17 protein-coding genes are annotated in these 21,653 nt (G+C 73.1%); 10 read left to right on the top strand and 7 right to left on the bottom strand.

All coding sequences use genetic code 11. The annotated features are described in order from the left end of the window. The first annotated feature begins 9 nt into the window (after positions 1 to 9). On the top strand, positions 10 to 1,215 hold the full coding sequence (locus HCN51_RS46390) for a cytochrome P450 (RefSeq protein WP_168018307.1): 1,206 nt from the start codon (positions 10 to 12) through the stop codon (positions 1,213 to 1,215). A gap of 39 nt (positions 1,216 to 1,254) precedes the next feature. Here the strand turns inward: HCN51_RS46390 and HCN51_RS46385 are convergent, their stop codons facing one another. The 3 genes from HCN51_RS46385 to HCN51_RS46375 are packed head-to-tail and all read right to left on the bottom strand — an operon-like array spanning position 1,255 to position 4,371. Continuing rightward, positions 1,255 to 1,770, bottom strand: coding sequence for an XdhC family protein (locus HCN51_RS46385; RefSeq protein ID WP_168018306.1), 516 nt, complete (start codon positions 1,768 to 1,770; stop codon positions 1,255 to 1,257). Between the two features lie 46 nt (positions 1,771 to 1,816). Next, a complete protein-coding gene (locus HCN51_RS46380; RefSeq protein ID WP_206068676.1) occupies positions 1,817 to 2,818 on the bottom strand; it encodes a LacI family DNA-binding transcriptional regulator in 1,002 nt (333 codons plus the stop codon). A 23-nt stretch (positions 2,819 to 2,841) separates the two neighbouring features. Then, positions 2,842 to 4,371 (bottom strand): alpha-N-arabinofuranosidase, encoded by a 1,530-nt coding sequence (locus HCN51_RS46375; protein ID WP_080041437.1) that lies wholly within the window; start codon positions 4,369 to 4,371, stop codon positions 2,842 to 2,844. Between the two features lie 139 nt (positions 4,372 to 4,510). Between HCN51_RS46375 and HCN51_RS46370 the strand changes: the two genes are divergently transcribed. The 4 genes from HCN51_RS46370 to HCN51_RS46355 all read left to right on the top strand — a co-directional run bounded on the left by HCN51_RS46370 (position 4,511) and on the right by HCN51_RS46355 (position 9,174). Next, positions 4,511 to 5,119 (top strand): cadmium resistance transporter, encoded by a 609-nt coding sequence (locus tag HCN51_RS46370; protein WP_168018305.1) that lies wholly within the window; start codon positions 4,511 to 4,513, stop codon positions 5,117 to 5,119. 127 nt (positions 5,120 to 5,246) lie between these two features. Beyond that, positions 5,247 to 6,065 (top strand): ABC transporter ATP-binding protein, encoded by an 819-nt coding sequence (locus tag HCN51_RS46365; protein WP_168018304.1) that lies wholly within the window; start codon positions 5,247 to 5,249, stop codon positions 6,063 to 6,065. Between the two features lie 11 nt (positions 6,066 to 6,076). Next, positions 6,077 to 7,096: an ABC transporter substrate-binding protein gene (locus HCN51_RS46360; RefSeq protein ID WP_168018303.1), complete on the top strand. Its 1,020-nt coding sequence runs from the start codon at positions 6,077 to 6,079 to the stop codon at positions 7,094 to 7,096. After that, the gene (locus HCN51_RS46355) at positions 7,093 to 9,174 is read left to right on the top strand and encodes an iron ABC transporter permease (protein WP_168018302.1); all 2,082 of its coding nucleotides are present in this window, start codon (positions 7,093 to 7,095) and stop codon (positions 9,172 to 9,174) included. Before HCN51_RS46360 ends, HCN51_RS46355 begins: the two co-directional genes overlap by 4 nt. 86 nt (positions 9,175 to 9,260) lie before the next feature. Here HCN51_RS46355 and HCN51_RS46350 read toward each other — a convergent pair whose 3' ends face one another. Further along, positions 9,261 to 9,845 carry a TetR/AcrR family transcriptional regulator gene (locus tag HCN51_RS46350; protein WP_168018301.1) on the bottom strand — a complete coding sequence of 195 codons (585 nt, stop codon included), beginning with the start codon at positions 9,843 to 9,845 and terminating at the stop codon, positions 9,261 to 9,263. Between the two features lie 156 nt (positions 9,846 to 10,001). Here HCN51_RS46350 and HCN51_RS46345 point away from each other — a divergent pair, with 156 nt between their 5' ends. Continuing rightward, positions 10,002 to 11,543 carry an MDR family MFS transporter gene (locus tag HCN51_RS46345; protein ID WP_168018300.1) on the top strand — a complete coding sequence of 514 codons (1,542 nt, stop codon included), beginning with the start codon at positions 10,002 to 10,004 and terminating at the stop codon, positions 11,541 to 11,543. Between the two features lie 99 nt (positions 11,544 to 11,642). Here the strand turns inward: HCN51_RS46345 and HCN51_RS46340 are convergent, their stop codons facing one another. Further along, entirely contained in the window at positions 11,643 to 11,996 is a 354-nt protein-coding gene (locus HCN51_RS46340; protein ID WP_080041443.1) for an arsenate reductase family protein, read from the bottom strand. A gap of 224 nt (positions 11,997 to 12,220) precedes the next feature. On the opposite strand from HCN51_RS46340, the gene HCN51_RS46335 reads away from it, so the two are divergent. Beyond that, on the top strand, positions 12,221 to 13,942 hold the full coding sequence (locus HCN51_RS46335) for an HAL/PAL/TAL family ammonia-lyase (RefSeq protein ID WP_346434034.1): 1,722 nt from the start codon (positions 12,221 to 12,223) through the stop codon (positions 13,940 to 13,942). Here the strand turns inward: HCN51_RS46335 and HCN51_RS46330 are convergent. Next, entirely contained in the window at positions 13,917 to 17,099 is a 3,183-nt protein-coding gene (locus HCN51_RS46330) for a S8 family peptidase (protein WP_168018298.1), read from the bottom strand. The genes HCN51_RS46335 and HCN51_RS46330 overlap by 26 nt on opposite strands. 289 nt (positions 17,100 to 17,388) lie before the next feature. Here HCN51_RS46330 and HCN51_RS46325 point away from each other — a divergent pair, with 289 nt between their 5' ends. Beyond that, the gene (locus HCN51_RS46325; protein ID WP_168018297.1) at positions 17,389 to 18,339 is read left to right on the top strand and encodes a pectate lyase family protein; all 951 of its coding nucleotides are present in this window, start codon (positions 17,389 to 17,391) and stop codon (positions 18,337 to 18,339) included. Positions 18,340 to 18,387: 48 nt separating this feature from the next. Here the strand turns inward: HCN51_RS46325 and HCN51_RS46320 are convergent, their stop codons facing one another. Further along, entirely contained in the window at positions 18,388 to 19,563 is a 1,176-nt protein-coding gene (locus HCN51_RS46320) for a hypothetical protein (RefSeq protein WP_168018296.1), read from the bottom strand. A gap of 114 nt (positions 19,564 to 19,677) precedes the next feature. Between HCN51_RS46320 and HCN51_RS46315 the strand changes: the two genes are divergently transcribed. Together HCN51_RS46315 and HCN51_RS46310 are read left to right on the top strand one after the other, a co-directional pair. Beyond that, complete coding sequence (locus HCN51_RS46315; RefSeq protein ID WP_346434033.1) at positions 19,678 to 20,877, top strand: cytochrome P450; 1,200 nt, start codon at positions 19,678 to 19,680, stop codon at positions 20,875 to 20,877. Between the two features lie 2 nt (positions 20,878 to 20,879). Then, a complete protein-coding gene (locus HCN51_RS46310) occupies positions 20,880 to 21,644 on the top strand; it encodes a TetR/AcrR family transcriptional regulator (RefSeq protein WP_168018294.1) in 765 nt (254 codons plus the stop codon). The last annotated feature ends 9 nt before the right edge of the window (positions 21,645 to 21,653 follow it).

Here is a 21,653-nt window from a genome sequence, read left to right as displayed (position 1 = left end):
GGAGAGGCGATGGCCGACATCGTCGAACGGTACGACATCCCCGTACAACACTTCTGGCTGCACGGGCCCCGATCGGGCCCGGCGGTGGAGTTCGCGGCCGACGCCGGAATGTGGAACGTCTACGGTTACCCGGAGCTGCACGAGGTGCTGGGCGACCCGGCGACGTTCTCCTCCGACACCATGCGCGTGGTCCCCCAGGCCATGCTGCCGTCCAAGGACGACTTCTCCCTGGACGGCTTCATCACCCAGATCGACCCGCCCGAGCACGGCAAGCTGCGCAAGCTGGTCAGCAGCGCCTTCACCCGCAAGGTCGTCGCGGATCTCGAGCCCAGGATCGCCGCGCTCACCCATGAGCTGCTGGACGCGGCGCGTGATCGGGAGCGGTTCGAGCTCGTGGCCGACCTGGCCTACCCCCTGCCGGTCATCGTCATCGCCGAGCTGCTGGGGATCCCGAGCAGTGACCGCGCGCTGTTCAAGCAGTGGGCCGACGCCCTGTTCCAGCGGGATGCGAAGGTCTCCGTCAGCAGGCCGGAGGAGGAGCGGCAGGCGGAGATGGCGGTGGTGATGAAGCCGTGGAAGGAGATGACCGCCTACCTGTCCGGCCACGCCGCCGAGCGGCGCAAGCAGCCGCGCGCCGACCTGCTCACCAAGCTGGTCCAGGCCGAGGTGGACGGCGAGCGCCTGCCGGACGACCAGGTGGTCAACTTCGCGATCGTGCTGCTGATCGCGGGGCACATCACCACGACGATGCTGCTCGGCAACACGGTGCTGTGCCTCGACGCACATCCGGAGGAGCAGGACCTGACGCGGGCCGACCGCTCGTCGATCCCGGCCGTCATCGAGGAGTCGCTGCGGCTGTTCACACCGTTCGCCGCGCTCGGCCGGGCCACCACCCGCGAGGTCGAGCTGGGCGGCGTGACGATCCCGGCCGATCAGCTCGTCATGTGCTGGGTGGCCGCGGCGAACCGGGATCCCCGCCAGTTCCGCGACCCCGAGACGTTCGATCCGCGCCGCGACCCCAACCCGCATCTGGCCTTCGGGCGGGGCATCCACTTCTGCCTGGGCGCCCCACTGGCCCGGCTGGAGGGGCGGGTGGCGCTGAACATCCTGCTCGACCGGTTCGAGCGGCTGCGCACGGATCCTGATGATCCGGTGGAGTTCATCCCGACGCCGACGATGACGGGCCTGCGGCGGCTCCCGCTCGTCCAGGAGTAAGGGCGGGGCCTCGGCTCCGCGGGGGGCCGAGGCCCGCCTTCAGAAGGTGAAGCCGCCCGGGCGGCCGTTGCGGTCGGCGATCAGGCCCGCCAGCGTGGCGATCGCGATCTCCGCCGGCGTGCGGGAGCCGATGTTGAGGCCGATGGGCCGGTGCACCCGAACCACCTCCTCCGGCGGCACCCCCAGCTCCGCCAGCGCCGAGACGTGCGGCGCGGTGTGGCGGGCGCTGCCCATGATCCCCACCCAGCGGACGGGGAACTTGAGCACGTCCCGCAGGATCGGCCCGATCTCGTCGCGGTGGTGGTCGGTGAGCACCACGTCGGCCGTGCCGTCCAGATGGTCGTCCAGGCGGGGCACCCGCAGGAACCCCGCCAGGTGCCGCCCGGGGTCGGGCTCGTACAGGACGGTGCGGAAGCCCAGCTCGGCCCCGAACCTCAGCAGGTGATCGGCCACGGGGGAGGCGAAGACGGCGACCAGCGTCCGCCCGCCCTCCGCGGCTGGCGCCGCGCTGTGCGCCACCTCACACGCCGGGTCCTCATCGTGAGTGTGAGTCATACCTCCGTACGTTACGCGCGGCGCCCGGCGCGAGCAGGCCCGCCGTTCACCCGGCGGCGCTGGACTCCCTGACGACGAGCTGGAACGGCGCCACGTACCGGCCGGTGGGGCGCAGGGGCGCCGCGATGCGGCGGACGACCAGCTCGACCGCCTTGGCCGCCATCCACCGGTGGTCGGGGGCCACCGTGGTCAGGGACGGCACCGCGTACGCCGCCGGCGGGACGTCGTCGAAGCCGGCCACCCGCACGTCGCCGGGGACGCGCAGCCCGCGATCGGCCAGGCCGCGCAGGAGGCCGAGGGCGACCGTGTCGGTCACCGCGACGACGCCGTCCACGCCGAGGCCGGAGTCGGCCAGGCGGTGGGCGGCGGCGCGGCCGGCCTCCATGCTCATGTCGTCGAGCACGAACAGCAGCGGCGGGCCGGCGTCGAGGCCGCGCTCGGCGAGCGCCGCCCGGTAGCCGCGGTAGCGGCGGCTCACCATGTTCACGCCTTCGAGGCTGCCGCCGGTGACGATCGCGATCCGGCGGCAGCCCTGGTCGGCCAGGTGCGCGGTGGCGGCGTGGGTGCCTTCCTCGTTCGGCATGGCGACGTGGTCGAAGCGCCCGCCGAAGTCCTGCTCCCCCAGCATCACGAGGGGGTAGTGGGCGTCGGCGGGCTCCTCCAGCCGGTCGAGCGCGACGGCGCTGAGGATCAGCCCGTCGAACTGCAGGGTGCGGGAGCGGGTGACGGCGTCGGCCTCCCCGCCGGCGTTCGCGCCCGACTCCTCGATCGCGACGTGGAAGCCGCGCCGCCGCGCCTCGGCGATCACGTGGGAGGCGAGGTGCCCGAAGTAGGCGGCCTCGACGTCGGGGACGGCGAGGCCGATCACGCCGGTCCGGCCGGACTTGAGCGTGCGGGCGGAGACGTTGACGCGGTAGCCCGACCGGCGGATGGCCTCCAGCACGCGCCGGCGGACCGGCTCGCTGACCCCGGCGCGGTTGTTGACCACGTTCGACACGGTCATCTTCGACACGCCGGCCAGCCGGGCGACGTCCTCCATGGTCACCATGCGCTCTCCCCTGCCATGACGGCTCAGCCGACCCGGCCCTCGACCGTGACGAACGAGTGCGCGGGCAGGTGCACGCGCAGCCCGCCGTTCGTGGCCTTGACCTGCTCGTACGCGCGCGGGGCGACGGTCTCGGGCGCGCCCGGCGTGTTGTGCGCCTGCAGCTCGCCGGCCGTGAGGATGCGCGAGCGCACGTCCGCCACGGTGCCGCCGCGCAGGTCCAGCTCGACGTCCGCGGCGGCGTCCGCGTCCAGGTTGGACAGCGAGATCAGCACCTTGCCGTCCTTGCGGCTGGCCGACACCGACACGGTCGTCAGGCTCGTCCCCTCGACGTCGCGCGTGGGGAGCGCGTCCTTGACGTCGACCCGGAGGGAGGCGGCGTCCTGGTGGCCCTTGTTCATCTCGAACACGTGGTAGGTCGGGGTGAGCACGAGCGCCTTGGTGTCGGGGTCGGTGAGGATCATGGCCTGGAGCACGTTGACCGTCTGGGCGATGTTGGCCATGACGAGGCGGTCGGCGTGGCGGTGGAAGATGTCGAAGTGCACGCTCGCCACGAGGGCGTCGCGCAGCGTGTTCTGCTGGTAGAGGAAGCCCGGGTTGGTGCCCGGCTCGACGTTCCACCAGGTGCCCCACTCGTCCAGCACCAGGCCCACGGCCTTGCCGGGGTCGTAGCAGTCCATGACGTTGGAGTGGCCGGTGATCAGCTCGTCCACGTACGCGGCCTTGACCATCGTGCGGTAGTAGTCGTCGGTGCCGAACACGGTGGCGTCGCCCTTGTCGTGCCACGGGCCGGGGATCGTGTAGTAGTGGAACGACAGCGCCTGCATGAACCCGTTCGGCCGGTAGGCGCAGCCCAGCTCGCCGAGCTGCTTCATCAGCGTCTCGGTCCAGGCGTAGTCGCCGGCGTTCGCGCCGGCGGCGATGCGGTAGAGCTTGTTGTCGCCGTGGTCGCGGCAGTAGGTGCCGAACCTGCGGGCCTCGGCCGCGTACTGCTGGGCCGACATGTTGCCGCCGCAGCCCCACGCCTCGTTGCCGAGCCCCCAGAAGCGCACCTTCCACGGCTGCTCGCGGCCGTTGCGCTTGCGCAGCCGCACCATCGGGGAGTCGCCGTCGCGGGTGAGGTACTCGACCCAGTCGCTCATCTCCTTGACGGTGCCGGAGCCGACGTTGCCGCTGATGTACGGCTCCGCCCCCAGCAGCTCGCACAGCGCCATGAACTCGTGGGTGCCGAAGTGGTTGTTCTCCTCGACGTTGCCCCAGTGGGTGTTGACCATCGCCGGGCGCTCGTCCTTCGGCCCGATGCCGTCCATCCAGTGGTACTCGTCGGCGAAGCAGCCGCCGGGCCAGCGCAGGTTGGGGATGTTCAGCGCCTTGAGGGCGTCCACGACGTCGAGGCGGATGCCGCCCTCGTTGGGGATCTCGCTGTCCTCGCCCACGTAGAAGCCGCCGTAGATGCACCGGCCCAGGTGCTCGGCGAAGTGACCGTACAGGTGCCGGTTGATCACCGGGCCGGTGACGTCGAGGTTGATGACGGCGGGCACGACGTTGTCGCTCATCGGAGCACCATTCTCACACGGGATGTTTATCGGTAAAACGCGCAGCCACTTTATCGATACATGTCCGGCTGTCAAGACCCTGCCGCCACCGTTCGGCTAGGGTCACCGGGACGCATCGGGCGGAAGGAAGCGCGGCCACGTGAACCTGGGCATCATCGGGCAGGCCACCGGGCTGTTCGCCGTCACCAACATCGACGACCTCCTCGTCCTGGCGCTGTTCTTCGCCCAGGGAGCCGGCCGGCGGGGCGCCGCCCGCCGCGTCGTGGCGGGGCAGTACCTGGGCTTCCTCGGTTTGCTCGCCGTGGCCGTCGCCGCCGGGTTCGGCGCCGCGCTCCTGCCGCCCGCCGCCGTCCCCTACCTCGGACTGCTTCCCCTCGCGCTCGGGATCAAGGCCGCGTGGCAGGCGTGGCGGGACCGCCACGACGGCGACGATCCCGCCGGAGGGCCGGCCGACCGGCCCGCGGGCGGGCCGAAGGTGCTGGAGGTCGCCGCGGTCACCTTCGCCAACGGCGGCGACAACATCGGCGTGTACGTGCCCGTCTTCGCCACCGCCGGCCACGGCGGGACGGCCGTCCACGCCGCCGTCTTCCTCGTCCTGGTGGCGGTCTGGTGCGCCGCCGGGCGCTTCCTCGCCACCCGGCGGGTGGTCGCCGGGGCGCTCAGCCGATGGGGTCACGTGCTGCTGCCGGTGGTCCTGATCGGCCTCGGCCTGTTCATCCTGGCCGACGGCGGCGCCTTCGGCCTGTGACCACGTTCGCCTCGGGTCCGTAACCACGATCGCCTTCGGCCTGTGAGCCCGATCACGGCGACCCCGATCACCATGAGTACCCACCCCGCCATGGCGTCTCAGGCAAGGTTAGCCTAACCTTAGATCCATGACCGAGGAGATCTCTCTCCGCGGCGCGGAGCTTCGCCTCAGCTACCACGGCACCCCCGTGGTCGAGGACGGTCGCATCACCCTGCGGCCGGGCCACGTGACCGCCCTGGTGGGCCCGAACGGCAGCGGCAAGTCCACGCTGCTGCGCGCGCTGTCCAGGCTGCACCGCCCCGACAGCGGCGCCGTGACGCTGGGCGACGGCGCGGACGCGCTGGCCCTGTCCGCACGCGACTTCGCCTGCCGGGTGACGCTGCTCGCGCAGAGCCGCCCCACGCCCGGCGGCGTGTGCGTGCGCGACGTCGTCGGCTACGGCCGCCACCCCTACCGGCGCCGCTGGCGGGCCGCCGACCCCGACGGCGGCGCCGCCGTCGAGCGGGCCATGGCGCTCACCGGCGTCACCCAGATGGCGGACCGCCCGGTGGACGAGCTGTCGGGCGGCGAGCTGCAGCGCGTCTGGCTGGCCACCTGCCTGGCCCAGGACACCGGCGTCCTGCTGCTGGACGAGCCCACCACGTTCCTCGACCTGCGCTACCAGGTCGAGCTGCTCGACCTCGTCCGCGACCTCGCCGACGAGCACGGGGTGGCGATCGGCGTCGTCCTGCACGACCTCAACCAGGCCGCCGAGATCGCCGACCACGTGGTGCTCCTGCACCGGGGCCGCATCCGCGCGGACGGCCCGCCCGCCGACGTCCTCACCGAGGACCTGCTCACCGACACGTACGGCATCCGCATCGAGGTCAGCCAGGACCCGAGGACGGGCACCGTGACCACCCGCCCCATCGGCCGCCACAGCAGAACCGTCCCCGTAACGACATGACAGGAACAACCATGCGCAGTGCCCTGACGGCACCTTTCACCGCCCCCTTGACCGCTCTGGCCGCCGTCGTCGTGCTCGCCGCCTGCGGCACGACCGAGGCCCCCGTGACGGAGCAGAGCGCGGGCGCCTCGGCCTCCGCGTCGGCCGGCGCGTCGGCGAGCACGGGCCCCGTCACCGTGACCGACGCCCGCGGCAAGCAGGTCAAGCTCGACCGCCCGGCCGCGCGGGTCGTCAGCCTGGAGTGGGGCGAGACGGAGATGCTGGTCAGCCTGGGTGTCATGCCGGTCGGCGCGGCCGACGTGAAGGGGTACGCCACCTGGGACACCGCCGCGAAGCTCGACTCCTCGGTCAAGGACGTCGGCATGCGGCAGGAGCCGAGCATCGACTCCATCAGCGCCCTGTCGCCCGACCTGGTCGTCATGGAGTCCGACGACGAGGAGCTGGCCGCGCAGCTGGAGAAGTTCGTGCCGGTGATCGTGGCCAAGGGCAGCGACGCGGCCGACAACCTCAAGCGCATGCGCGACGACCTGAACATGATCGCCACCGCCGTCGGCAAGACCGACGCGGCCACCAAGCTGATGTCCGACTTCGACGCGGCGATGGCCGACGGCAAGGCCAAGCTCGCCGCCGCCGGCGCCGCGGGCAAGCCGTTCGTCATGGCCGACGGGTGGAAGCAGGGCAGCACGATCTCCGTGCGGCTGTTCGGCAAGGGCTCGCTGGTGTCGGAGGTGGCCACGCAGCTCGGGCTGAAGAACGCCTGGACGGGCAAGGTCGACGGCCAGTGGGGCCTCGGCACCACGGACGTCGAGGGCCTGAGCGTGCTCAAGGACCCGAACCTCCGCTTCTTCTACAACGCCTCCGACGGTGAGGACGTCTTCGCCGACGGGCTCGACAAGAACGCGATCTGGAAGTCGCTGCCGTTCGTCGAGAAGCAGCAGGTCACCAAGCTGCCCGACGGCATCTGGACGTTCGGCGGACCCCTGTCCTGCCGGCAGTTCGCCGACGCGCTGGTGAAGGCGTACACCGGTTGAGCACGGACGTCCTGACCCCGGCGCCGCCCGGGACGCCGCTGCGGCGGCTGGGCGTCGCCGGGGTCTTCCTTCTCGCCCTGGCCGCCACCGTCCTGGTGGCGGCCGTGCACCTCACGCAGGGCACCTCCGCCATCGGCGCGCTCGACCTGCTGGCGCTGCCGTTCGGCGACTCCGGCAACGGCGAGGAGGCCGCCCGCGTGCTGCTGGCCTCGCGGCTGCCCCGGCTGCTGGCCGGCGTCTGCGTCGGCGTCGCGCTCGGCGTGGCGGGCGCGCTGCTGCAGTCCGTCGCCCGCAACGCGATGGCCGCGCCCGACACACTGGCCGTCAGCTCGGGCGCGTACCTGGCCGTCGCCGCCGCGGCCGCGTTCGGGCTGACGCTGCCCGTCGCGGTGTCGGGCGGGCTCGCGCTGTTCGGCGGGCTGGCCGCCGCCGCGCTGGTGCTGGCGCTGTCGGCCGGCGGCCGCACCGGCACCACCCGGCTCATCCTCGCCGGAACGGCCACGTCGCTGGCCCTCAGCTCGCTGACGAACCTCGTCATGATCCTGTTCGAGCAGGAGACCACCGGCCTGTTCGCGTGGGGCAGCGGCTCGCTCGTGCAGAGCGACCTCGACGCCGTCACCCAGGTCGGCCCGCTCATCGCGCTCGCGCTCGCCGCGGCGGTGCTGGCCGGCCCTCGCCTGGACATCCTCGGCCTGGGCGACGACACCGCCACCGTCCTCGGCGTGAACGTGCGGCGGCTGCGCCTGTGGCTCACCCTGCTGGCCGTGCTGCTCGCCGCGGCGGCCGTCACGATCGCCGGCCCGATCGGCTTCGTCGGCCTGTGCGCGCCCGTCGTCGTGCGGCTGCTGCCGAAGTCCGTCCCCGGGCTGCACCGGCACCGCATGCTGCTGCCCCTGTCCGGCATCGCGGGCGTGCTCATCATGCTGGGCTCCGACATCCTGCTGCGAGCCGCGCTCGGCGCGCAGGCCGGCGTGGAGGTGCCGCCCGGCGTCGTGACCACCGTGATCGGCGCGGCGGTGATGATCTGGCTGGCCCGCCGCTACCGCGACGCGGGGCCCACCCGCAAGCCGCCCGCCGTGCGCACCGGCGGGGCCCGCTCGCGTGCGGCCTTCCTCGCCGTGACCGGCCTCTGCGCCGCCCTGCTCGCGGGCGCGATCGTGCTGGGGCTGCTCGGCGGCGACCGGTGGCTGCTCACCGGCGACGTGCTCAACTGGCTCCAGGGACGCAGCGGGCGCGCCCTCACGTACGTGCTGGACCAGCGCTGGCCCCGGGTCGGCGCCGCCGTCCTCGCCGGCGCCGCCCTCGCCGTGGCGGGCGCGGCCGTGCAGGCCGTGTGCCGCAACCCGCTCGCCGAGCCCGGCGTGCTCGGCGTCACCACCGGCGCCGGCGTCGGCGCGGTCGGGCTGATCACGCTCGCGCCGACGGCCGGCATCTGGGCGATGTCCGCCGCGGCCGGCACCGGCGCGCTCGTCGCGTTCGGCCTGGTGTACGGGCTGGCCTGGCGCGGCGGGCTCAGCTCCGACCGGCTCGTCCTCATCGGCGTCGCCATGCAGGCCGCCTGCACCGCCATCACCGTGCTGATCATCGTCCTGTCCGACCCGTGGAACACGGCCAAGGCCCTGACCTGGCTGTCCGGCTCCACCTACGGGCGGGTGCCCGTGCAGCTCGTCCCCGTCCTGCTCGCGCTGGCCCTCGTCGTCCCGCTGCTGGTGTGGCTGCGCCGCGACCTCGACCTGCTCGCCCTGGACGAGGACACGCCGCGCGTTCTTGGCGTCCCCCTGGAGCCCGTCCGGCTGGGTGCCCTCGCCGGCGCGGTGCTGCTCACCTCCACGGCGGTCTCGGCGGTCGGCGTCGTCGCGTTCGTCGGCCTGGTGGCCCCGCACGCCGCCCGCGCCCTGGTCGGCGCCCACCACGCCCGCGTGCTGCCGGTCGCGGCGCTGATCGGGGCGCTGCTGGTCAGCCTGGCCGACACGCTCGGGCGTACCGTGATCGCGCCGGCGCAGGTGCCGGCGGGGCTGGTGACGGCGCTGATCGGCACGCCGTACTTCGTGTACCTGTTGTGGCGGGCGCGCGCCTGACCTGAGGCGGCGCCTGCTGCGGCGGGCGCGCCTGACCCCGATCTGGCGCGCGCCCAGACGAACGGGCGGGCGACCCCGTCCAGCGCTCAGTCGAACGGGCGGGCGACCTCGTCCAGTGCCAGCACCGTGAGCTCGTACAACGATCGGGTCTCCCGATCGGCGCACCACCACTGCGTGGCCACGCGCATCGCCGCCAGGAACGCGGCGGTGATCACCTCGGGCCGCACGTCCCCCGGCTGCTCCCGCCCGGCCACCGCCTGGCTCAGCTCGCGCTCCAGCCGTACCCGCCCGGCGAGCTGCCTGGCCAGCAGCGAGGGGTGGTTCATGGCCAGGCGGGCCCGCTGGTGCCATTCCCGGTCGGGCCCGCCGGTCTCGGAGTAGAGGATCTGCAACGCGCCGCGCAGCGCCTGCCAGGCGGTCCGGCCGGCCGGCTGCTCGCGCACCCGGGTCACGAGGGTGTCGAGGCGCTGCTCGTCGCCGTACAGCAGCGCGTCCTCCTTGCCGTCGAAGTAGTTGGAGAACGTGCGGCGCGAGATGTTGGCGGCGTCGGCGATGGCTTCGACGGTGACGTTGTCGAGGCCGTGCTCGACGGTGAGCCGCAGCGCGGCCTCGTGCACGGCCTGCCGGGTCAGGGCCTTCTTGCGTTCCCGGAGACCTGTGGTGTTGCCCATGATGAGCACAGCTTACCCAACGGGAATAAATGCTCAATGCGCAAAGTTGCCCCATGTGCATGTAAGGTGTCCGGGTTGATCTCTTCCCTCTAGAACGTGAAACGGAGGTCGCGCGTGAGTGCACAGCCGGCAGCGCCGCCCGCAGCGGCGGAGCCGATGACCCACCGCCAAATCCTCGAAGCTCTCAGCGGCCTGCTGCTGGTCCTGTTCGTCGCCATGCTCAGCGGCACCATCGTCTCGGTGGCGCTGCCCCAGATCATCGGCGCGCTGGACGGCACGCAGTCGCAGTACACCTGGGTCGTCACGGCGTCGCTGCTGGCCTCGACCGCCTCGACCCCCATCTGGGGCAAGCTCGCCGACCTGTTCAACAAGAAGCTGCTGCTCCAGATCGCCATCGTGATCTTCATGCTCAGCTCGCTGGCCTGCGGCTTCGCCCAGAACACCGGCCAGCTCATCGCGTTCCGCGCGCTGCAGGGCCTCGGCATGGGCGCGCTGCAGATCCTCGCCCAGGTCGTCATCGCCGCCATGATCTCCCCCAAGGAACGCGGCCGCTACAACGGCTACCTGGGCGCCGTCATGGCCGTCGCCACCGTCGGCGGCCCGCTGCTCGGCGGCCTCATCGCCGACACCTCCTGGCTCGGCTGGCGCTGGTGCTTCTTCATCGCCGTGCCGTTCACCATCGCCGCGTTCGCGCTGCTGGCCAAGACCCTGCACATCCCCACCGTGCGGCGCGCCGACGTCAGCATCGACTACTGGGGCGCTACCCTCATCGCCGCCGGCGTCAGCATCCTGCTCATCTGGGTCACCTTCGTCGGCAACGACTTCGACTGGCTGTCCTGGCAGACCGCCGCGCTCGCCGGCGGCGGCGTGGTGCTGCTCGCCCTGGCCACCTGGGTCGAGTCGGTCGTCAAGGAGCCGGTCGTGCCGCTGCACGTGATCCGGCGCCGCACCCCCGCCCTGGCCATCCTGGCCAGCCTCGCGGTCGGCATGGCCATGTTCGGCGGGTCGGTCTTCCTCGGCCAGTACTTCCAGATCGGCCGCGGCTTCAGCCCCACCGAGGCGGGCCTGCTGACCATCCCCATGATGGCCGGCGTGCTGCTGTCGTCCACGATCAGCGGCCGGATGGTGTCCAACACCGGCAAGACCAAGCCGTACATCCTCGTCGGCCTGGTCGTCCTGCTGGCCGGCTTCGGGGGCCTGGCCACCATCGACCACCAGACCTCACTGGTGCTGATCTCCCTCTACATGCTCGCCGTCGGCATCGGCGTCGGCATGTCCATGCAGAACCTCGTCCTCGTCATCCAGAACACCGTTCCCCTCAGCGAGATCGGCGCCGCCAGCGGCGCGGTCACGTTCTTCCGCTCGCTCGGCGGCACCGTCGGCGTGTCGGTGCTCGGCGCGGTGCTCGCCGACCAGGTCGCCACCAGCATCGTCGAAGGGCTGGCCAAGGCCGGGATCCCGGTCGGCGGCGACGCCGCCGCGGCCGGCGGCAGCCTCAACATCGCCGCGCTGCCCGAGCCGATCAAGGAGATCGTCAGGGCCGCGTACGGCGACGCCACCGGCCACATCTTCCTCATCTCGGCGGCCATCGCCGTCGTCGGCCTCATCGCCGCCGCCTTCCTCAAGCCGGCCAAGCTCCGCGACAGCCTCGACCTGCCGGCGCCCGCGCCCAAGGAGGAGGCCGTCACGGGCGCCTGACGCCCGCCCCCACGGGCCTTAGACGCCCATCCTTCTCGGACCAGGAAGGCCGCGTTCCCCGAAATCGCCCTCGGGGACGCGGCCTTCCGCCTTCGGCCCCTACAGCACCGAACGGACCGCGTCCTCGGACCGGCCGATCACCGCGGACCCGTCATCGGCCGTGATGATCGGCCGCTGGATCAGGATCGGGTTCTGCGCCAAGGCCCTGATCCACCGGTCCCGCGCCATCGCGTCCCGCGGCCACCCGTCCAGCCCCAGCTCCGCCGCCCGCGCCTCACCCGTCCGCGTGATGTCCCACGGCTCCAGGCCGAGCCTGGACAGCACCTCGCGCAGCTCCGGCTCGCTCGGCGGGTCCTCCAGGTAGTGGCGCACGGTGTACTGGGCGGACTCGGCGTCCAGGACGGACAGCGCGGAGCGGCACTTCGAGCACGCGGGGTTGATCCAGATCTCCATGCCAGTAGACGGTATCGGGCTCTTCGCGTGGAAGGCGCCTGCCGGACGCTCGTCATGGAAACAGTCGACATCGGGTCAGCACTCTTCCCGCCCCGCCCCGGCCACCGTCCGCGCGCGTGGCGCTCTCGCTATAACGAGAGCCGCACCGATCCTTCATGACGAGAGGCGCACCGATCGCCATGACGAGAGGCGCACCGATCTCCGCCGAGCCGAGGGAGGCCCCCGTGACCCGACGCATCGCCACCGCCCTCGGCCTGGTCGCCGTCCTGTGCGTACCGGGACAGGCGGTCGCCGAGCCCCCGCCTCCCCCGGCACTGCGGCCGGCACCGCACCCAGCACTGCACCGGGCACCGCAGCCGGCGCCTCGCCCGCTCGATCTCGTGCTGGACGGCGGCTCGTTCACGCTCCAGGACGCCTTCGCGATCCTCGACGGGCGTCCCGTGTCGGCGCGGCTCGCGCCCTCCGCCCGTACCGCGATGGCCAGGACCCGGGCGGGCGCGCTGGCCGCGCTGGACGACCAGCGCGTCTACGGCTGGAACCAGGCGCTGGGGCCGCTCAAGGATCGGCCGCTCACGACGGAGCAGCAGGAGCGGTTCCAGCGCAACATCCTGCGCTCCCACGCCGCCGGCGTCGGCGAGCCGCTGCCGGACGACGTGGTCAGGCTGGCCCTCGTCCTCAAGGCGAACCAGCTCGCCAGGGGCCACGCCGGCGTCCGCCCCGAGGTGCCGCAGCGGCTGCTGGACCTGGTCAACGCCGGAGTCGTGCCCCGGATGCCGCAGATCGGCTCGCTCGGCACCGGCGACCTGCAGCCGCAGGCCGCAGCGGGCCTGGCGGCCATCGGCGAGGACGCCCCCGTGCGTTACCGCGGCCAGGAGGGGCCCGCCTCCGAGCTGCTGCCGCGGGCCGGCCTGCCCAGGGACTTCACCCTCCAGGCCGGGGAGGCGCTGCCGATCGTCAGCGGCAGCACCGTGCTGGCCGCCACGCTGGCGCACGCCGTGCACCGCGCCACCGCGCTCGCCGACCAGGCGGAGGGGGCGTTCGCCCTGTTCATGGAGGCGACCAGGGCCGAGCGCGGCGCACTGGACGCCCGTACCCACGCCGAACGCCACATCCCCGAGGAGAGCGCGGTCGCCGCCCGGCTGCGCGCGATGGTGGCGGGCTCGCGCTGGATGACGGCGGAGGGCCGCCGCCGGCTCAGCCCCGAGCCCCGCGTCCAGGACGCGGTGTCGGTACGGGCGGCGCCGCACGTCCTCGCCGGCCTCCGGCACACGCTCGCGGACGCCCGCCGCACCCTGACCCGCGAGGCCAACTCCTCCACCTTCAACCCGCTGGTGTTCCGGCGCGAGCGGGGGCCGGGGTACGAGTTCGTGATGGGCGGCAACTGGGACGGCTCCGTCATGGGCCACCTGGCCGACACCCTGAACGCGGAGATCACCGACGTCGCCGTCCTGTCCCAGGAACTGTCCGCCCGCCTGCTGTCCCCCAGGTGGAGCTACGGCCTCCCGGCGAACCTGGCCGGCCCGCCCGTCGGCCTGAACTCCGGCCTGGTGCAGGTGCAGACGGTGGCCGCCGCCCTGATCCCCGAGATGCAGGCCAGGGCCACCCCGGCCGGCACCCTGTCCCGCCCGGTCAAGGACGGCCAGGAGGACCACAACCCGATGGCCATCGCCTCGGCCCGCCACCTGCACGAGAACCTGGACCGGCTGGAGATCGTCCTGGCCGTCCAGTACCTGATGGCCGCCCAGGGCATCGACCTCATCGCCGACCGGATGACGGGCCTCCCCCTGGCCACCACCACGAGCGCGTTGCTGACGGAACTCAGACGCTACGTGGCACCGCTCGCCGACGACCGCTACCAGACCCCGGACCTGGAGCGAGCCATCTGGCTGGTCCGCAACCGGCGGCTGCTGCCGTCCGGGTTCAGGCGATCCGGTACGCCCGGATGACGGTCTGCTCGACCGTGTTGCCCGTCATGTCCGTCGACGTCGCCCGTAGCGACACGAACCCCGGCGTGTCCGGATGCAGGAGCACGACGGCGGGGCCGCGTACCTGCGCCTTCTGCCACGTGGCGCCGTCGTCATAGGAGACCTCGACCGACAGCGTGCGCGGGCGGGTCGCCGTGCTGCCCGGCAGCCGGTGCACCGTCACCGGGACGGTGAAGCGGCGGCCGGCCGGGGCCGTGTTGCGGGCGTCCAGGGCGGGGGTGAAGCGGACCACGGACACCGGGAGGCGGGTGAGGGCGGGTGTGGTGTCGGAGTGGAACGTCCAGGTCGCCGACACGCGGGTGGACAGGGTGGCGGGGGCGCCGCGTCCGGCCTCGGCGGCCAGCCGGTACGTGGCCCGGCCCGCCGGTACGGGGAGGTCGGCGGTCAAGGAGGGCGACTCGGCCACCGGCTTGCCGTCGCGGTGGAGGGTGAGGTGTTCGGTGGCGCGGGTGGAGAGGCCGAGGGCGCCGCGGCCGTCGCCGAACAGGTGGAGGTCGGCCGAGATGACGTCGCCGGTCCGGCTGAGGCTGTCGCCGGGCTGGTCGCCGGTCGGGAGCGAGGGGCCGAAGACGCCGCGGTTCCACAGCTCGGTCGTGGTGCGGCCGGCCGGGTAGTGCGTGAAGCCGGACTCGAAGCGGTTGAGCCGGCCGTCGGAGCCGTACTCGAACAGGTGGTGCTGCCAGCGGACGCCGTCGTCGGTGTTGACATACTCGGTGCGGGTGGACGGGAGCGCGGTCGGGACGGTGGCCAGGTTGGAGGGGATGCTGCCGCGGCGCGGCCAGGCCTGGCTGGTGGTCTCGGCGGTGGCGTCCGGCAGGTGGGCGGCGTAGTCGCGGCGGACGACGGCCAGGTCCTCGGGGGTGACGGAGCGTTCGAAGCCGGTGGGCAGCCGTCCTGGCTCGAACCAGGCGAGCCGGTAGTCGGAGGTGCCGGCCGTCCACTGGCCCGTCACCATGCTGAGCAGCCGGTCGTCGGCGCGGTCGGGGCCGAGCTGGGCGGTGAAGTGCCGGTCGAAGGAGCGGCCGAGCCAGCCGCGCGCGAACCCGCCGCCGGGCTCCTGCCACTGGTAGACGACCTGGGCGAGGCTCGGCGTGGCGCCGTCCGCCGGGGGCCGCACCAGCAGCGGGCGGCCGAGCCGAGCGTCGGCCTCGATCGTGCGGTCGCGGTCGAGGATCACCTCGGGCTGGACGAGCAGGGTGAGGCCGGCCTCGTCCAGGACCACGGTGTCCACGGACCATCTGCCCTTGGGCAGCCGGGCGCGGTAGGTGCTCTCGCCGCCGAACACGACGATCGGCTGTGTCTCCGCGTCCAGCCGGGCGATCGACATCTCAAAGTCGCCGGTGGCGGCGCCGCTCCTGTCGGTCTGGCGGACGGTCAGCTCGTAGCTCTCGACCTCCTTCTCCACGCCGACGGGGGTGCTGACGTGCACGCCGCCGGGGGCGGTGGCGACGACGTACCCGCCGAGCAGGCCGTCGGGGACGTCGGCCCGCGTGTCGGCGGTGACCGTCGCCTCGGCCTGCCCGCCCGCGGGCACGGTCAGCGTGGCCGGGCTGACGGAGAACGCCGCGCCGGCCTGGGACTCCAGGGTGAGCGTGACGGGGGCGGCGGACGGGTTGCGGTAGACGAGCTTGCGTGCCACCGGCCGGTCGTCGTCGTGGGGCCACGCCTGCCGGCCGAAGCCGAGCGTGGCCGGCTCGGCGGTCACGGACTGGGCGGTCGCGCGGTCCACGTTCACGCGGCCGGCGCCCTGCGTGAAGACGCCGGTCCCGGCGGCCGGCTCGGCGGAGGCCATCAGCGCGGCCTTCAGCAGGCCGCCCGTCCAGTCCGGGTGTTGTCCCGCGAGGATGGCCGCGGCGCCCGCCACGTGCGGGGTGGCCATCGAGGTGCCGGACATCGTGACGTACGGGCCGGAGCCGGGGCTGTCCTTGCCCCGCGCGGCCGTGATCTCGACGCCGGGGGCGGTGATGTCCGGCTTGACCTCGCCGGCCGGGCCCGGCCCGCGGTTGGAGAACGGCGCGGGCTCGTCGGAGGCGTTCACCGCGCCCACGGCGAGGGCCGCGCCGGCCGAGGCGGGGCTGCTGACCGCGCGGTCCTGGCCCGCGTTGCCGGCCGCGGCGACGAAGAGCGTGCCGTACTGCTCGCTGAGCGTGCGCACCGCCTGCTCCAGCGGGTCCTCCTCTGGCGTGTCGGCGGTGCCGAGACTCATGTTGACCACCTTCGCGCCCTGCTCGGCGGCCCACTGCATGCCGGCCAGGATCGCGGAGTCGGTGCAGTAGATCTCCTCGCACACCCGCCCGTCGAGCAGTTCGGCGTCCGGCGCGACGCCGCGGTAGCGCCCGCCGGACGCGGCGCCGCTCCCGGCGATCGTGGAGGCGACGTGCGTGCCGTGCCCGACGAGGTCCCGCTCGTCGGGCGTCTCCGTGAAGTCCTTCCTGGCGACGACCTTGCCCGCCAGGTCGGGGTGGGTGGCGTCGATCCCCGTGTCGAGCACCGCGACCTTGACGCCCGCGCCGGTGTGCCCCTTCGCCCAGGCGGCGGGCGCGCCGATCTGCGGGACGCTGACGTCCAGCGACACCTTCCTGCGCCCGTCGAGCCAGATCTTCGCGCCGGACGCCAAGGACCGGCGGCGTGTGAGGTCCTGCCAGAACGCGTCGGGACGGGCCTCGACCGCGTACCCGCCGACTGCGGTGAGCGGCGTGACCGCTCCGGCCGCGGCCATCGTCCTGGGCTGCCCGGCGCCGGTGACGATGAGCGGCACGCTGCCGCGCCGGTCGTCGTAGCCGGATTCGAGCAGCCCCGTGACGTCGAACAGCCTCGGGTCGAGCCGGCCCGCCCGTAGCAGCGGCCGGGCGTCGCTGGGGACGACCCGCAGCCTGCCGCCGCTCTCACCGGTGGTGAACGTGATGTCGTCCCGCCCGGCACCGGCCTTGATCACCGCGCCGCCCCCGTCCATGACGGTGACCCGGTCGCCGGTGATGAGGGTGACGGTCCGCCCGGCGGAGACCTCCTCCTTGGTGGCGGCGGGGCCCGCCGCACCGGCGGGGGCGGGTGGCGCGGCGACCAGGGCGGCGGCGAGCGCTAACGCCCCCGCGGTCCCGCGCTTCGTCCTCATTCGCATGTACGTGCTCCCGATCGTGGAAAGCGGATCACTGTCTCTCCACCGATCGGCACGATCGCTTTCACGGGAGCCGGCTCGACCTGAAAGTTTCACCACGGTCAATCCCGGCTGTTATGCCCTGACCGGCCACGACGCCGGCCCCGGAAAATTGGGCCCCCGGAGCTCATTGACGAGGGGAAAGCGCTTTCCTAGCGTCGCTGTCGTTCACTCCCATGCAAGCCGTTCACATACGTGAACGACTGGCACGCACAGCACCTACAGACAACCCGCAGTAGGTAGGAGCACACTCATGCGTACATCACGACGTGTCCTGGCAGTCGTCACCGGCCTGGCGGCCGCGGCCGCAGGACTGACCGCGGCGACCGCGGTCCCCGCCGCGGCCGACACCCCGCTGGTCGGCTGGGCCACGCAGGGCGGCGGGACCACCGGCGGCGGCAGCACGCCCCCCACGACCGTCTCCTCCGCCTCCGCGCTGACGAGCGCCCTGTCGTCCGGCTCCGCCGCCGTGATCAGGGTCTCCGGGACGATCTCCTGCTCCGGCATGCTCCGCGTCACCTCGAACAAGACCGTCATCGGCAACGCGGGCGCGACCATCTCCGGGTGCGGCTTCAACGTGTCGCAGGCGTCGAACGTCATCATCCGCAACCTCACCTTCAAGAACTGGAACGACGACGGCATCAACGTCCAGTACTCGACCCGGGTCTACATCGACCACAACTCCTTCAGCAACGGCTACGACGGCGCCGTGGACATCAAGCGGTCCAGCGACTACGTCACCGTCTCCTGGAACAGGTTCTTCGACCACGACAAGACCATGCTCCTCGGCCACAGCGACAGCAACGGCTCCGAGGACCGGGGGCACCTGCGGGTGACGTACCACCACAACTGGTTCGACGGCACCAACCAGCGCCACCCGCGCGTGCGCTTCGGCAACCCGGTGCACGTCTTCAACAACTACTACGGCAACGTCGGCAGCTACGGCGTCGCCTCCACCCAGGAGGCCGGCGTGCTCGTCGAGGGCAACTACTTCGAGAACACCGACGACCCCTACCACCTCGGCGAGGGCAGCTCCCCCGCCGGCAGCCTGGTGGCCCGGAACAACCACTTCGTCAACTCCGGCAGCGGGCAGGCCGGTGGCAGCGTCAAGTCGATCCCGTACTCGTACTCGCTCGACAGCGCCTCCAGCGTCAAGTCCATCGTGACGGCGGGCGCCGGCGCGGGCCGCATCACCATCCCCTGACCGCCTGCCCCGGGTCGTGAGCGCGGCCGGCCGCCCGCGCTCACGGCCTCACCGCGACGTGACCCCGAGGGGGCCGCGGGGGCCCGGCAGCGGGGCGGGGCGCAGGGCGCGGGCCAGGCCGGCCGCCACCGGGGCGACCGCCATCGCGGCGAGCGCGGTCAGCAGGGCGTAGCCGTACGGGCCGCTCTGCGAGGCGTGGTCGTAGTGGCGCAGGCCGACCAGCAGGTAGACGGACCAGATCAGCAGCGGCCCGGCGAGCCCGGCGACGACGCCCGCCCCGGTGCTCCGCTCCCGCCACGCCGTCCAGGCCGCGATGGCGGCGACCAGCGCGGCCGGACCGTACAGGCCCATCTCGAATTCCGGGAGGTCCATCATCCAGCCGCCCGTCGCCTCCTCCGCCGTGAACAGCAGGACGAAGGCGGACAATCCCAACCAGATGCCGGGGCGCCCGAGGGCCGCCGTGGCGCCGGCGGCGCCGATCGCGCCGCCGGCGAGGGCGGCGAGCAGGGCGAGCAACGCCTCCCGCGGCCCCGCCCCGAGCGCCTGCGCGTACTGGACGGGCCCGCCGGCCACGACGCACCCGAGCCAGGCGGCCAGCGGCACGGCGACGAACCCGCCGCGCTCCCCAGTCGCGACCGACCTCCCGAGATCCCCGGCCGCGACCCGCCCGTCACGCTCCCTGAGCACTCTGGTCGCCGTCAGCGTGGCCACGACGACCGCGGCGGCGGGGTACCAGGCGGCCCTGGTCAGGTCGCGGTAGAGGCCGGGGCCGTCCCACTCGTGGTAGTCCTCCCACAGCGTCATCCCCGCCGTCTTGGCGATGACGAGCTGCGCGCAGCACAGCACGGCCCCGAGCACGCCGGCCGTGACCAGGGTGCGGGTGGCGGGCCGGCCCCAGCGGGGCAGCCGGCGGGCGGCGAGCACGTAGGCGAGCACGGCGCCGGCCGGCCAGCCGGGCCAGCCGGCCATGGCGTCGGCGAAGTCGGCGCCGTCCGGGTTGTGGCCCTGCACGAACAGCAGGCCGAGCACGACCGCCGTCGCGCTGCCGCACAGGGTGGCGACGGCCGCCCTGGCGGGCCGGTCGCGCAGCAGGAGCCCGGCGGCCAGGCCGGTCAGCAGCCCGGCGGGCTCGGGGCGGCCGGCGAGGTAGAGGAGCGCCGCCAGCCCCGGCGCCACGACGAGCGTCACGCCCGCCGCGAGGAGGGGCCTCCAAGGATTCGGCATGAAAGCAGCAAATCATGCTTGATCCTTCGGTGCGAGGAGGTTGAGTCGCTTGACTTAACTCAGCGCGGTGACTTGGATGACTCAGGACCACCGTCGTGTCAAGGGAGTGTGACCGTGACCGAAGCGCCCGAATACCCCTTCCGCAACCCCACCGCGCTGGAGCCGCCGCAGGAGTGGGCCGAGCTGCGGCAGGGCTGCCCCGTGGCGCCGGTCCGGCTGGCCAGCGGCGACACCGCGCTGCTGCTCACGAGGTACGACGACGTCAAGCAGGTCCTGTCGGACCCCCGCTTCACCCGGCAGCTCGACGCCGAGGACGCCGCCAGGGTCACCGCCAACGAGTCGGGCGGCGTGTTCGGCGCCACCACCGCCGGCGGCATGACCGGGGAGAACCACCGGGCGTGGCGGCAGCTCGTGGGCAAGGCGTTCACCGCCAAGCGGGTCACCGCGATGCAGCCCAGGATCCAGGAGATGGCCGAGCTGCTCGTCGAGCGGATGGTGGCCGAGGGGGCGCCGGGCGACCTGGTGTCGGCGGTCGGGTTCCCGCTGCCGGTGTGGGCGATCTGCGACCTGCTGGGGGTGCCCGACTCCGACCGCGAGAAGTTCGCGTACTGGTCGGACACGATGCTGAGCATGACCAGGTTCACGCAGGAGGAGATCGACACGGCGCAGGCCGAGTTCGACGGCTATCTCGTGGCGCTGGTCGAGGGCAAGCGGGCCGAGCCGGGCGACGACCTGGTCAGCGAGCTGCTGTCGTACGTGGAGGGCCTGGACGGGCGGCTGACCGAGCAGCTCATGCTGGCCACGGCCAAGGGCCTGCTGGTGGCCGGGCACGAGACCACCGCGAACATGATCGGCAAGATGATGGCGCTGCTGCTGGCCGACCGGGGCAGGTGGGAGGCGCTGCTGGCCGACCGCGCGCTGATCCGCACGGCGGCGGAGGAGGCGCTGCGCTTCGACGCGAACCCCGGCTTCGGCATGCCGCGCTACCTCACCGAGGAGGTCGAGGTGGCCGGCGAGAGACTGCCGCGGGGCACGACCGTGATCTGCAGCATGGCCTCGGCCAACCGCGACGAGCGGCAGTTCGAGGCGGCCGGCGAGATGCGGCTGGACCGCTCGCCGAACCCGCACCTGGCCTTCGGCGTCGGCCCGCACTCCTGCATCGGCCAGTCGCTGGCCCGCACCGAGCTGCAGACCGTGCTGAAGGTGCTGCTGGAGCGGCTGCCCACGCTGGAGCTGGCGATCCCGGCCGCCGAGCTGCCGCGCCGTGAGGGCCTGATCGTGGGCGGACTGGAGCGGGTCCCCGTACGGTGGTGAGCATGTCCTCCACCGAAACCGCGCGCACGCGGCCCGGCCGGGGCCCGCGGCGCGGCCCCGACAGCGGCTCCGACAGTGGTTCCGGCAGCGCTCCCGGCAGCGGTCCCGGCAGGGCGGGGCGCTCCCGCGACACCCGCGAGGCGATCCTCGACGCCGCCGAGCGGCTCTTCGCCGAGCACGGCGTGGGCGAGGTGTCCAACCGGCAGATCGGCCAGGCGGCGGGCCAGGCGAACAACTTCGCCGTCGGCTACCACTTCGGCACCAAGGCCGACCTGGTGCGGGCGATCGTGCGCCGCCACACCGCCGTGACGGAGGAGCGCCGCACGCGCATGCTGGCGCGGATCAAGGACCCGGACGACCCGCGCGCGTGGATCGCCTGCCTGGTACGGCCCGCCACCGGCCAGCTCGGCGCGCTGGGCGTGCCGAGCTGGCGGGCCCGCTGCCTGGCGCAGTTCGACACGGTGCCGTCCCTGCGGCAGATCGTCGTCGAGGAGTCGGTGGCGACGCCGTCGATGGCGCGCACGCTGGAGGGCATGTTCCGGCTGCTGCCCGACCTGCCGGAGGAGGTGCACAGGGAGCGCGGCGACATGAGCCGCCTGCTGGTGGTGCACACCCTGGCCGAGCGCGAGCGGGCCCTGCACGAGGGGGCCCTGCACGAGCGGCCGGACGACGAGCACGCGAGCTGGGACGCCACGGCCGCCGGCCTCATCGACGCGCTGGCGGGCCTCTGGCTGGCCCCCGTGACGGCGAGGAGCGTTCCTGGGTGAAAGCTGTCA

This window comes from Nonomuraea composti (genome assembly GCF_012034275.1).
Lineage (GTDB): Bacteria > Actinomycetota > Actinomycetes > Streptosporangiales > Streptosporangiaceae > Nonomuraea > Nonomuraea composti.
This window is presented reverse-complemented; position numbering and strand designations above follow the sequence as displayed.